This is a genomic window from Rhodococcus wratislaviensis, from assembly GCF_041228765.1.
Taxonomy (GTDB): Bacteria; Actinomycetota; Actinomycetes; order Mycobacteriales; family Mycobacteriaceae; genus Rhodococcus_F; species Rhodococcus_F wratislaviensis.
In genome coordinates this window covers 6,878,264-6,890,750 of record NZ_CP150488.1, presented here as the reverse complement: position 1 = coordinate 6,890,750, position 12,487 = coordinate 6,878,264, and the positions used below count along the sequence as shown (strand labels likewise).

Genomic DNA, 12,487 nt, shown 5'->3' with positions numbered 1-12,487 from the left:
GTGGGGTGCGGGCGAAATTCACCGAACTCGAAGGCGTCGTGCTCTTCACGCCCGACCCGTTCCGGGACGGGCGGGGCCTGTTCACGCGCACTTTCGACGCGCGGCTCTTCGATGCTGTGGTCGCGGACGGGACTCCGGTTCGTGCGGCGGACTTCATCCAGGACTCCCAATCGCGGTCGCGGCGCGGGGTGATCCGCGGAATGCACGGCAGGTCCGGTCGCGGCGAGGCGAAGCTGGTGCGATGTGCGCATGGCGCGATCCACGATGTGCTCGTCGACATCCGGAGGACGTCGCCGACTTTCGGACGCACGCAGGCGTTCACGCTCGACGATGACACGTTCGCGCATCTGTTCGTGCCACCCGGATTGTTGCACGGGTTCCAGGCCCTCACCGACTGCGCCGACGTCTGTTATCGCATCGACAGGGAGCACGACCCGGCAGAAGACCTGGCGGTTGCGTACGACGACCCTGACCTCGCCATCGCCTGGCCGCTCCCGGTGTCGGCGGTGAGCGCGCGGGATGCAGCCGCCGCGAGCTGGGCGAGTCTGATGAAGTCGCTCTGAGGCGCGCGCGCGACCGTCGTCAGTCACGGCCCGCGCCGACCCGCTGGAATCGTAGCGACGCGTCGAGCCGACCCGCGGTTTGCAGCGCCCGCAGGTGGGCCAGGCGGGTGAAGCGAGTAGTGAAGAGCTCTTCCGTGAGCCCCCAGCGGACGTAGTTCTCGTACAGTTCGACAGCGCCGGCGACGACGGTCCACTGCGGGACGTATCCCTCGAGGGCCGTCCGGATCGCGCTGAAGTCGACGCGATACGACCGCGGATCCGGTCCTGTCTCACCGGTGACGTCGACGGTCGAGTTCGGGACAGCCGTGGCCGCGGCTTCCGCGATCTGCGCCACGGTGACGTTGTTGTCCTCGGTCCCCACGTTGTAGGCGCGGCAGTGAATCACGTCCACGGGCGCGACGAGGGCGGCGCAGAATGCAGCTGCGATGTCGCGGGCGTGCACCAGTGGGCGCCATGGCGTGCCGTCCGACAGCACTCGCACGGTGCCGGTCAGCATCGCGACGCCGACGAGATTGTTGAGGACGATGTCGGCGCGCAGACATGGCGAGAACCCGAACGCGGTCGCGTTTCGCAGAAAGACCGGCGAGAACCCCGAGTCGGCGATGGCGGTCACGTCCTCCTCTACGCGCACCTTGCTCTCCGCGTACGGGGTGAGAGGGCGGAGGGGTGCCGATTCGGTCACCAGATCCTCGCCCGCCGAGCCGTACACCGAGCATGTCGATGCATACAGGAAGCGTTGCACACCGGCATCTTTCGCGAGCCGGGCGAGGTGCACCGACGCGTGATGGTTGATGTCGAAGGTGATCTCGGGGGCCAGTGAACCCAGTGGATCGTTCGACAGCGCGGCAAGATGGATCACCGCGTCGAAGCCGACGAGATGTGACGGCGTCACATCGCGGATGTCTGCGCGGATCGACGGAACCTCGGCACTGTCGGGTCCGAGGATGCAGCCGGCGAACAGTCCCGAGTCGAGCCCGACCACGTCGTGGCCGGCGGCGAGCAGACACGGAGCCATGACCGAGCCCAGGTAGCCACGGTGTCCGGTGAGGAGCACTCGCATGTCAGGTCCTTCCGAATCGTATGTTCGCCTTCTCGAGAACGAAGGCCTCGGCGTGCAGCCGCCGACACTGCACACCCCGCAGCCGGGTGACTCCGAGGAACGCTTCTTCGTCGAACCAATCGCGGTCGATCTGGGACGGGTAGTGCTTCAACAGAACCCGGGCCTTTTCCTCCGCGACCGCTCGTATCAGAGGATGGAACACAGTGGGGTGGGGGGTGTCGGTCTCCCATTTGAGGATCTCGTAGCCCAGCACGAGATGGTCCCGAAACACTGTCGGTACGAGTTCGGCCAGTAGCCGGTGATCCTGGTGGGCATCCCCGCGGTGCGGAGCGAACACGATGTCGGGCTCACATCGTCGCCGGAATCCCTCGAGTGCAGTCTTGATCGGCTCCCAGTATCCGGGCGCGTGCCCGTCGGGAACGTCGAGGACGTCGAGTTCGAGGTCGGCACCGGGGCACAGGGCGGTGAGCGCGTGCCGTTCCTCGATCTCTCGCCTGGAGTCGTTGCCCGACAACACCAGGGCACGCACTCGGAGTCCTGGCGAAGTGGACGACAGAGTCAGCAGCGTCCCGCCGACGCCGATCGCGATGTCGTCACAGTGTGCGCCGAGAACGGCGATCTCGGCGACCTGCGGGGTATGGAGGTCGAGCATGACCTATGACACCGCCTGCGGTTGCTCCCACACCATCCACGGATGGATGCCCTTTGCGTAATTCGCGTCGAGTTCCGCCCGCTCCTTGAAGGTGTCGGCAGGCTTCCAGAAGCCCTCGTGCCGGTATCCGAACAGGCGACCCTCGCCCGCCAAGGTTTCGCAGACATCCGCCACCAGATCGCCGCCCGGTGGGAGAAGGTCGAAGATCTCGTGGCTGAGGACGAAGTAGCCACCGTTCTCCCAGATCGGTAGCCGACCGACCGGTATGATCTCCTTGACCTCGCCGTTGTCGGCCACGTTCACGCAGTGGAACGAGGACTGCGGCGGAACGACGAGCATCGACGCCGCGGCACCGGATTCGTGGAACTTCGCGACCACGTCGTCGAGGGGAGCGTCGGTCAGGACGTCTGCGTAGTTCGCGAGAAAGTATTCGTCGCCGTCGAGGTGCCGTCGCACGCGGCGCAGTCGTTCACCGATCGCCGATTCCAGACCCGTATCGACGAACGTGATGGACCAGTCGCTGATGTCGGAATGCAGAAGCTCGATCTTGTTGGCGTGAAGGATGAAGTCGTTGGACTCCGCTTCGCGGTAGTCGAGGAAGAACTCTTTGATGGCCTCGGCGCCGTACCCGAGGCAGAGGATGAACTCCTTGTGCCCGAAGTGGGCGTAGTAGTTCATCACGTGCCACAGCAGGGGCCGAGGGCCGACCATCTGCATCGGCTTGGGGATTGCGTCGTTGCGGTCGTTACGCATGCGCATGCCGTAACCGCCGCAGAACAGGACAACTTTCATGTCGTGAGCCTCCTTGACACGAGGTCCGGCTGGAAACCAGCGCTGTGTAGCGAGGGGAGTGGGAAGACCAGCTCCCCGCCCCACTCTGTGATGTATCGCAGTTGTTCGGTCAGTTCTGCCTCGAGATTCCAGGGCAACGCGAGGACGACGGCGGGGCGATCCTTCTCGATCTGCTTCGGGTCGAGGATCGGAATCCGGGTGCCGGGCGTGAAACGACCGTGCTTGTAGGGATTCCGATCGACCGTATATTCGAGTAGATCCGGACGAATTCCGCAGTAGTTCAACAGCGTGTTCCCCTTGCCCGGAGCGCCGTAGCCGACGACCGTCCGGTTCTGGGCCCGGCAGTCCAGGAGGAACCCGAGCAACTGCTGTCGTACAGCCCTCACCCGAGGCTCGAGTCCGAGGTAGCCGTCTACGTCGTGCAGGCCGGCCGTCTTCTCCTGTTGCAGCACCTCGGCGACGCGGCGAGTCGGCTCCCGGCCGACGGCGCTGGGACGCGCCCAGATCCGAATCGATCCCCCGTGTGTTTCCAGCAGTTCCACATCGACGACGGTGAGGCCCGCCGTCGCGAGCGCGCGGGTCGCGGACAGCACGGTGTAGTACTGGAAGTGCTCGTGATAAATCGTGTCGAACTGCGCGAGGTGGACCAGATTCAAGGCGTGGTGAACCTCGATGCTCAGCCAGCCGTCGTCTGCGACTAGGGTGCGGAGAGAGCGAGTGAATCCGAGTAGGTCCGGGACGTGCGCGTAGACGTTGTTCGCGACCACGAGTTCCGCGGGGCCGTGCTCCGCTCGAACACGGGCGGCGAGGTCCTCGTCCAGGAACGCGGTAAGAGTGGGAACCCCGCGCTCACGCGCAGCCGCACCGACGTTGTGCGACGGTTCGATTCCGAGACAGCGGATTCCGGCGGCGACGCAGTGTTGCAGCAGGTAGCCGTCGTTGCTCGCCACCTCTACGACCGACGAAGTGTCGTCGAGGCCGAGCCTGTCCACGGCCGAGGCGACGAACCTCCGCGCGTGCTCGACCCAGGAGTCCGAGAAGGAGGAGTAGTAGGCGTAGTCGGTGAAGGTGTCTTCCGGCGTGATCAGGGCAGGAATCTGCAGGAGCAAGCAGTCTTCGCACAGCCGCAGGTGCAGTGGATAGGTTACTTCCGCGGTGTCCAACGCGGCTTCGGTCAGGAAGAGTTCACAAGGCGGGGTCGCGCCCAGGTCCAGGATGCTCCGCATCCGGTCGGAGTCGCACAGTCGGCAGCGCACTGCAGTCTCCCTTCACCCCGGGGAGGTCATGACGTTCCTGTCAGGGTATGTCACACCACGGGTCGTCTATCCACCAATAAACCACACTTCATGTCACCGTTCAAGGCTCAAAACCAACTTTGAGTATGTTAGGTGCGTGCAAAACCATTTTTCGGAATTTATCGAATTGCTCCCAGGCGGTGGAGTAATTTGTGGCCGCGAAGAGGCTGCTGGCGGCTTCGGGGACCAATGACGCAGACGGTGGATTCCCGACGATGTATTGTGAAAATTCGACCTCCAAAATGCAGGAGGCCGAACATAAATTGTCGTTGTAGGCCATATGTTCCGATGACATCGGAGGGGTGCCCGGTGCCGTTCGTCATTGTCGAACGCGAAGAGACGTTGGTCGCTGGACTGGCTGTGCGCAGCCCCAAGCGGGCGCTGGGGGAAGCGCGCGACAAGGCGCTCGAGAAGACGTGGTCCACCCTCCTCGCGCAGAATGTGGATCGCCCGTTGGCCTCCGCCTACGTCGACCACGCTCCCGAGATCAATTCGTATTACACGCAAATCGTGGGGTACGAGTGCTCCTCGATAGATCAGGTAGGGCGCGGGCACCTGGTATCGCGGATTCCAGCGGGAACCTATGCGAAGTTCTCCTCGGTCGGCACATTCCCTGATCTCTTCGACGTCCTCTGGGGGCAGATTCGAGACGCGGAGGAGTCGCAGCAGATTCAACGATCCTTCACCGGCGATTTCGAATTCTATCCGCATGCTTTCGGGATCGATCTCTATGTGGCGATAGTGCCACCCGCCACCAGGCAGGGGCAGCAATGAGTTTCGAAATTGTCAAGCGTGAGTCGACTGATTTCGGTGGCCTCGTTCTCCCGCGCATGGAGTTGGGTTCGTCGGCGCATGCGACCGACCTGTTGAAGTTCACCCGCGAGCGCGTCCAGCTGCGCGGCGTCGAGGAACTCGCCACCGTCTACGTCGCGGTCCCGGAGCTGGGATGGACGGCCGTGATCGGGTATCGCTGCATCGACCTCGACCACCTCGAGATCGGCGACGTGCTGGTGCGCGTCCCGGCCGGTTATTTCGCGAAGTTCACACCCGACGGGCGGACGTCCGACCCCATCGAAGATGTGTGGATCCAGGCCGAGGTGGCCGAGAAGGAGGGGCGCATCGAGCGCGCTTACGCGGAAGAGGTCGAGGTCTTCCGTCCTCCGAACAACGTCGAGTTGTTCATTTCCCTGGCGTAATTCAGGTCCCTGGCGTAATTCAGGCGCGATAATTACCGACCTGAAGTTTGTTTTAGGGCCTATTTTCGGCACCACAGGTGACAAATCCGGAGTAAACGCGGAAAATGAGTAGCCGCGGGGCTGTGACCGGGTGTTCGTGTGTCCAGTTCTTGGGGTCTTAACGTAACCCGTGAGTCCCCGGAATTGCCGCACCGACTCCGATGGGAAAGCCAATGCCTGTTGAACAGCTGTCGCGTCCGCAGATCGACGCACGGTCGACCGATACCTTCATTGACCGAACTCTGAGCGTGTGGGATCCGCGATCGGAGTGTCGCTTCGTCGTCGCCCGGCCCACCGAGGAGCCTGAGCTGTGGGAAGCATATCTCGAGGGAGCGGTGGCGGGCTATCGCAAGTACGGCGCCGAGAAGGCGCTCGAGTACCGCCGGATCCAGGCCGGCGACACCACCGCACTGTTCTTCGTCGCCATCGATCCGAACGGTTCGGTCGCAGCCGGCGTCCGCGCCCAGGGTCCGTATCTTGTCGCTGATCAGGCGCATGCGATCACGGAATGGGGAACCGATCCCGGAGCTCCCGCCGTCCGCCGGATGATCGAGGACCGGCTTCCGTTCGGTGTCGTGGAGGCGAAGGGCGCGTGGGTGGCGGACACGGCCGCCAGGCGGGGTGAACTCGTCGGCGCACTGGGCCGCATCGCCACCTTCTCGATGGATCTGCTCGGCGTCCAGTTCATGCTCGCGACCGCCGCATCCCACGTCCTGGACACGTGGCGAACCACCGGTGGCGTGGTGGCCGACCACATTGCTCCCGTGCCCTATCCGGATGACCGCTACGAGACGCGGCTGATGTGGTGGGATCGGAGTAGGCGCAGGGGCCGCGCCGAATCCATGCAGCTGGCCCAACTGTTACTCGCGACGTCCCGCTCGACGCCGTCGGCGGACACCGCGACGGGGACGGGAGGAAACGTCGTCCGGCCGATGCGGAGCGTCTCGTGAAAGAAACCCACGGTGAGTACACCGCACTGCTGCTCGACGAGGGCCACTCTGGGGACGCGGCGGTACTCGACCGTCTCCGCCGCGACCCCGCGGTGGTCTTCGTCGATCGACTCGAACAGCAGAGGGACACGCTCCGCACTCTTGTTCCCGCGCCCGATCCCGGTGTGCTGGACGAGACGCCGGTGTGGGCGTACTACTCGTGGCGACGCACCGTGGTGCGGTTGCTCGGCCCCGCAGCGTTCCGGCTGCTACGGCTGGACCGTAATCGGAACAAAGTCACCGCACCGGAGCAGGAACGACTCCGCGACGTGACCGTCGGGATCGTCGGGCTGAGCGTCGGCCACGCGGTTGCGCTGGCCCTCACCCTGGAAGGGGCATGCGGCGGCCTGCGGCTCGCGGACTTCGACACCCTCGAACTGTCCAACCTGAACCGGGTTCCCGGCACGGTTCTGGACCTCGGCGTGAACAAGGCCGTGGTCGCCGCCCGCCGTATCGCGGAGATCGACCCCTACGTCACTGTGACGTTGTGGGAGGACGGTCTCGACGTCGAGTCGGTGGCCGAATTCCTGGACGGCACGGACGTGGTGATCGACGAGTGCGACTCGCTGGACGTCAAGGTATCCCTGCGGAGCGAGGCCCGTCGCCGGGGTCTGCCGGTGCTGATGGCCACCAGTGACAGGGGCCTGCTGGACGTCGAGCGGTTCGACCTCGAACCGGATCGGCCAATCTTTCACGGAGTGATCGGCGACGTCGACGTGGAGTCACTCGCCGGTCTCGGCTCGCGGGACAAGATTCCGCTCGTCCTTCGGATTCTCGACGCCACACAGTTGTCGGCGACGATGGCGGCGTCGCTGGTGGAGGTGGACGAGACCATCTCGACCTGGCCGCAGCTCGGGGGCGAGGTGTTGCTCGGCGGGGCGGAGGTCGCGGCGGCGGTGCGGCGCATCGTGCTCGGACAGCCGCTCGCGTCGGGTCGGTGCCGCATGGACCTCGACGGGCATCTCGATGCCCTCACCGATCCGCCGAGACCGCAAAACCTGCCGGAGGCGCCTGCGGATCGTGCGGCGGCCGCAGCCTCGTACGACGCCGTCGGCGCCGTCGTGAATGCCGCGGCTCGCGCGCCTTCCGGCGGCAACGTTCAGCCGTGGGCGATTGCGGCGGACGACGAGGGGCTGACCATATCCCTGGACCCGACGCACACGACGGCCATGGACGTCGGATACCGCGGCAGTTGTGTCGCGATGGGCGCCGCCCTGCACAACGCCCGGATCGCCGCGTCGGCCGCCGGACTGCTCGGCGCCGTGACAGTCCGCGACGGGGATCTGGGACTTCCCGTCGCCACGATGACGTTCGGCAGCGGAAACGACCGTGAACTCACCGACCGCTACGAGCACATGCTCGACCGGACCACCAACCGCCGGCCGGGCGTGCCCCGGCCGTTGGACGACACGCAGCTAGGGCTTGTCTCGGATGCTGCATCTCGCGAGGGCGCACGCCTCTGCCTGGTGACCGACCGGGACGACATCGCGACGATCAGCGCCATTCTGGCGGAGTCGGATCGCATCCGATTCCTCACTCCTACCCTGCATCGCGAAATGATCGGCGAGTTGCGGTGGCCGCCCCTTGATTCGGTCGAGACCGGTATCGACGTTCGCGCACTCGAACTCGACTCGGCGGAACTGTCGACTCTTGCGCTGTTGCGGAGGCCCGACGTCATGGAACGGTTGGGCGCACAGGACGCGGGACAGGCGCTGGGCAAGTCCACTGCGGACCGCGTCGTGTCGAGCTCGGCGATCGCCGCCGTCGCGATCCCGGGCAGCACCCTGCGGGACTATGTGCACGGCGGCCAAGCGACCGAATGCGTATGGATCTGCGCGCAGGCGCTCGGGCTCGCAGTCCAGCCGATTTCACCGGTATTTCTCTACGGTGTGGAAAGCGCGGAACTCGAACAACTCTCACCACGGTATGCGGCACCATTGGAGAGGCTGCGGAAGGAACTGTTCGACGTCGTCGGAGCGAAGGGAGGTGAATCGCTCGCCCTGGTGTTACGGCTCAGCCATGCACCGGGCCCCTCGGTTCGGAGCGAGCGCCTCGCCGATCGGCTTCGCAGGCGGATATCGTAAGGACAGGAGGGCCAGTGAACACCGAGAAGCAAACCGAGAAGCTCGAAACCCTGGTGACAACCGTGGCGTCCCGGCTCACGCCCGTCGATGCGGTCTCGTTCAGGAACGTGGCCACCCGCGTGTTGCAGGATCTCGTGGAGCACTTCGAGGTCGACACCAGCTTCCTCAGGTTCACCGACCACGAGATCGCGGCGACAGTCCTGGTCGCGGAATACCCGCTGCGGCCCTTCATCCCCGACCCCGACCCGCTCGGCGTCGTCTATTTCAAGGACGCCGACTCGACGTTCGCCCAGATCGAGCACCAGAAGGAAGTGGCCATCTTCCGTCCGGAGGTGTCCGGTCCGGATTACAACGAGCGGGTCCGCGAGGCGTCCGGGGTGCCGCAGGTGTCGCTCGCGGCCGTTCCGCTGCTGTCCGGTGACACGACGACGGGCACACTCGGGTTCATCAAGTTCGGCGACCGCGACTGGACCCCGCCAGAACTCGACGTCCTCAAGGCCATCGCCGCGCTGCTCGCCCAGGTCCAGGCGCGCATCGTCGTCGAAGAGCAGTTGCGCTACTCGGCCGACCACGATTCCCTCACCGGACTCAGTAACCGGCGCGCGCTCTACCACCACCTGGACACGCGCCTCGCCGAGTCCGAACCCGGGCCGGTCGCCATCCTGTTCCTGGACCTGGACCGGCTGAAGCCTCTCAACGACTTCTTCGGTCACGGAGCCGGCGACGGGTTCATCTCTACGATCGCGGACCGGCTCAGATCGAGCAGCGAGGCAGACGACCTCGTCTCCAGGCTGGGCGGCGACGAATTCGTGCTCGTGCTCGGCGGATCGGTCGGTTTGGAGGAGGCGGAGGCGCGGGCGCAGCACATCCGCGACGTCGTGACCGAGCGGGTGCGTCTCGGCCGCGAGGTCGTCAGTCGCAGTGTCAGCATCGGCGTCGCGGCGGGATATCCGGGCAAGGCCACCACAAGCTCACTTCTCAGCCAGGCCGACCAGGCCGTCATGGTCGCGAAGACCAAGGGCGGTAACGCGATCAGTGTCTTCACGGACGAGATGCAGGAGGAGAGCGAGAAACGCAACATGATCGAGCTCAGTCTGCGTGCGGCCATCGCGGACGAGTCGCTGTTCCTCGAGTACCAGCCCGAGGTCGACCTGCGGACCGGCCGCATCATCGGGGTGGAGGCCCTGGTGCGGTGGAATCACCCGCTGCTCGGGTTGCTGCAGCCGGCGTCGTTCATCGACGTCGCCGAGGCGACGAATGTGGCGGGCGAGCTCGGGCGCTGGGTGATCCGGAAGGCCTGCCGGCAGTGGGCCGACTGGCGGTCGCAGGTTCCCGAACTGGATCTGGATCTCCGCGTCAACGTCTCGCCGGGGCAGTTGGCCGGTCTGGATTTTCTCGACGTCGTCGCGAATGCGTTGACGGAATTCGACCTTCGGAAGGGCGCGCTGTGCCTGGAGATCACCGAGAACGCTGTGCTCAGTGATCTGACCTGGACGCGTGAAGCGCTCGAAGGGCTGCACGCGATGGATGTCGAGGTCGCGATCGATGACTTCGGCACCGGGTACAGCTCCCTCAGCCACCTCAAGGCGCTGCCGGTCGGGACGCTGAAGATCGACAAGGGCTTCGTGATGAACCTCGACAGCAATGCGGGGGACCGGGCGATCGTGAAGTCCATCATCGGCCTTGCCGAATCGTTCGGCCTGGAGCTGGTCGCGGAGGGCGTCGAGAACGTCGAGTCGGCCCGGCAACTTCTCGACATGGGTTGCCATCGGGCGCAGGGCTTCCTGTTCAGCCGCCCGGTCTCGGCGGAGAAGATCGGCAAGTTGCTGGTCGCGGGAGCGATCGAGGTCGGGCTGTAGGTCGCCCGTGCCGCATTAAATATACCGAAAGTTTGGTTTAATTCGGTTTAAATAATGCAAGTCATTTGATTGCGGCTATAACAGACTCGGAGTATGTTTTGAGACATCAGTTCCGGGGCTCGATCGGATCGACGCCGCGGCGGGTGGGTTCCGAGCATGGGTTTGGCCAATGTGCGAATGTGGAAGCGATGTCGAAGCGCTGAGTGTGTCCGAGAGGACCCAGCTCCTCATTAAATCCGAATGTGCACGTGTCCGAACGGGCGCGGGCGTACCGACGATCCCCGGCCGTGCCGTGCCCGAGCCTCCGCCTCGACGACCGGACTGGGAGCGTTCGTACTTTCGCGCTGCGTTCTGTAGCGATCTCCTCTGCGTCTTGGCTGCTGACCTCTTCGTCACCGTCGCCTATCGCCGCCTCTCTCTCGGGTCTCTTGGGGCGTGGCAGGGGGGTCTCGCAGTTGCGGTCGCGGTTCTCGTTCTCTCGATGCTCTCCCTGGCTCTGGCGCATGCATGGGATCCACGCGTTCTCGGCAGCGGTGCGGAGGAACTGCGCAGAGTGGGACGAGCGTACGTATGGGTCATCGCAGTGATGGCTCTCGGCGGGTATGCGCTGGGGACCCCGAACGGACAGTCGTGGGTGTTCGGCGCACTTCCACTCGCAGCTGTGCTGTCGGTGTTCGGACGGTATGGACTCAGACGGGCTCTCCGCAGGCGCCGGAGATCGGGAGGCTATCTGCGCTCGGTCCTTGTGGCTGGTGACGCCGAGGAAGTGCTCGAACTGATCAAACGCACGCAGGATATCTCCCAGGCCGGGTGGCGCGTCGACGCTATCTGCCTGGCCGACGTGCGACCGGGTGAACAGCTTCCGCTCGCTATCGAGGACATTCCCGTGATCGGCACGGGGAAGGACATCGTCGGGATCGCCAGGCTGCACTCCTTCCAGGCGATCGCGGTTCTTCCCTCGAGCGGCTGGACCCCCACGCGCACCGAGCGGCTGAGTTGGGAGCTGGAGGGCACCGGAACGGATCTATTGATCGCGCCGGTGCTGATGGATGTCGTCGGTCCGCGCCTGCATATCGCCCCCGTCGCGGGAGTCCCGTTGATGCAGTTGAGTGCGCCGACGTACTCGGGCCCGGCATGGGTGATCAAGAATGTCCTCGATCGGATCTTCGCTCTCGTGATCGTTATCGCCATTGCGCCTGTACTACTCGTGATCGTCGCTGCGATCCGCGCCACCAGTCGCGGTCCCGCTTTGTTCAAGCAGACCCGAGTCGGTCGGGACGGCGAGGTGTTCACGATGTACAAGTTCCGCAGCATGGTGATGGGTGCGGAAGCGCGAATCCGTGAGCTCACGACATTCGACGAGGGCGCTGGCGTCATGTTCAAGATTCACGACGACCCCCGGGTCACCCGGGTCGGCAGGTTCATTCGCCGCTACTCGCTCGACGAGCTGCCGCAATTGTTCAATGTCGTGTCCGGCAGTATGTCGCTGGTGGGCCCGCGTCCGCCATTGGAATGCGAGGTAGCGCGATACGGCGACGACGGTGCGCGGCGTCGGCTGTTCGTCAAACCGGGACTGACAGGGCTGTGGCAGGTGAGTGGCCGGAGCAACCTCAGCTGGGAGGAATCGGTGCGTGCCGACCTGCATTACGTCGAGAATTGGACCTTCACGCTGGATTTGCTGATCCTGTGGAAGACGATTCGCGCAGTGCTTCGGCCGACCGGTGCCTACTGAGGGTGTATCGGTTCGGCACCGGTCGTGAGGCCGCCACGAACATAGAGGCGGTCGCCCCTCCACGCTGCGGATAGCCCACGGGCATCCTCAGCGTCGCGAAGACAGCGTCACAGACTCAAGGTATGTTTATGCCCACACCGCAGTACCTCTTGTCTTGAATCGCCGGTGTGCGGTAACTTCTCGAAGGGTTTGCTGGAGAGTCGCTGAGGACAGCTTCCGGCACGGA

At 64.7% G+C, this 12,487-nt stretch carries 11 protein-coding genes; 7 read left to right on the top strand and 4 right to left on the bottom strand.

The annotated features are described in order from the left end of the window. Positions 1-5: 5 nt before the first annotated feature. Entirely contained in the window at positions 6-563 is a 558-nt protein-coding gene (locus tag WKC72_RS31795; protein ID WP_370180762.1) for a dTDP-4-dehydrorhamnose 3,5-epimerase family protein, read from the top strand. A gap of 19 nt (positions 564-582) precedes the next feature. Here the strand turns inward: WKC72_RS31795 and WKC72_RS31790 are convergent, their stop codons facing one another. The 4 genes from WKC72_RS31790 to WKC72_RS31775 are packed head-to-tail and all read right to left on the bottom strand — an operon-like array spanning position 583 to position 4,323. Beyond that, positions 583-1,623 (bottom strand): NAD-dependent epimerase/dehydratase family protein, encoded by a 1,041-nt coding sequence (locus WKC72_RS31790; protein ID WP_370180761.1) that lies wholly within the window; start codon positions 1,621-1,623, stop codon positions 583-585. Position 1,624: 1 nt separating this feature from the next. Continuing rightward, complete coding sequence (locus WKC72_RS31785; protein WP_172650272.1) at positions 1,625-2,275, bottom strand: PIG-L deacetylase family protein; 651 nt, start codon at positions 2,273-2,275, stop codon at positions 1,625-1,627. 3 nt (positions 2,276-2,278) lie between these two features. Then, complete coding sequence (locus tag WKC72_RS31780; protein WP_370180760.1) at positions 2,279-3,067, bottom strand: glucose-1-phosphate cytidylyltransferase; 789 nt, start codon at positions 3,065-3,067, stop codon at positions 2,279-2,281. After that, positions 3,064-4,323: a class I SAM-dependent methyltransferase gene (locus tag WKC72_RS31775; RefSeq protein ID WP_370180759.1), complete on the bottom strand. Its 1,260-nt coding sequence runs from the start codon at positions 4,321-4,323 to the stop codon at positions 3,064-3,066. The genes WKC72_RS31780 and WKC72_RS31775 overlap by 4 nt, the downstream gene beginning before the upstream one ends. Before the next feature lie 348 nt (positions 4,324-4,671). Between WKC72_RS31775 and WKC72_RS31770 the strand changes: the two genes are divergently transcribed. From WKC72_RS31770 to WKC72_RS31745, 6 genes are all read left to right on the top strand, one after another. Beyond that, a complete protein-coding gene (locus WKC72_RS31770; RefSeq protein ID WP_370180758.1) occupies positions 4,672-5,136 on the top strand; it encodes a GyrI-like domain-containing protein in 465 nt (154 codons plus the stop codon). Then, positions 5,133-5,558: a hypothetical protein gene (locus WKC72_RS31765; protein ID WP_370180757.1), complete on the top strand. Its 426-nt coding sequence runs from the start codon at positions 5,133-5,135 to the stop codon at positions 5,556-5,558. Before WKC72_RS31770 ends, WKC72_RS31765 begins: the two co-directional genes overlap by 4 nt. 212 nt (positions 5,559-5,770) lie before the next feature. After that, a complete protein-coding gene (locus WKC72_RS31760; protein WP_370180756.1) occupies positions 5,771-6,547 on the top strand; it encodes a hypothetical protein in 777 nt (258 codons plus the stop codon). After that, entirely contained in the window at positions 6,544-8,670 is a 2,127-nt protein-coding gene (locus WKC72_RS31755; protein ID WP_370180755.1) for an Rv1355c family protein, read from the top strand. Before WKC72_RS31760 ends, WKC72_RS31755 begins: the two co-directional genes overlap by 4 nt. A 14-nt stretch (positions 8,671-8,684) precedes the next feature. Continuing rightward, positions 8,685-10,529: a bifunctional diguanylate cyclase/phosphodiesterase gene (locus tag WKC72_RS31750; protein ID WP_037243995.1), complete on the top strand. Its 1,845-nt coding sequence runs from the start codon at positions 8,685-8,687 to the stop codon at positions 10,527-10,529. Between the two features lie 205 nt (positions 10,530-10,734). Next, positions 10,735-12,261, top strand: a complete 1,527-nt coding sequence (locus WKC72_RS31745; protein WP_370180754.1) for a sugar transferase — start codon at positions 10,735-10,737, stop codon at positions 12,259-12,261. Positions 12,262-12,487: the final 226 nt, after the last annotated feature.

Coding starts and splice junctions, on each gene's coding strand:
- WKC72_RS31790 (WP_370180761.1), bottom strand. CDS start 1,623: ATGCGAGTGCTCCTCACCGGACACCGTGGCTACCTGGGCTCGGTCATG.
- WKC72_RS31785 (WP_172650272.1), bottom strand. CDS start 2,275: ATGCTCGACCTCCATACCCCGCAGGTCGCCGAGATCGCCGTTCTCGGC.
- WKC72_RS31780 (WP_370180760.1), bottom strand. CDS start 3,067: ATGAAAGTTGTCCTGTTCTGCGGCGGTTACGGCATGCGCATGCGTAAC.
- WKC72_RS31765 (WP_370180757.1), top strand. CDS start 5,133: ATGAGTTTCGAAATTGTCAAGCGTGAGTCGACTGATTTCGGTGGCCTC.
- WKC72_RS31760 (WP_370180756.1), top strand. CDS start 5,771: ATGCCTGTTGAACAGCTGTCGCGTCCGCAGATCGACGCACGGTCGACC.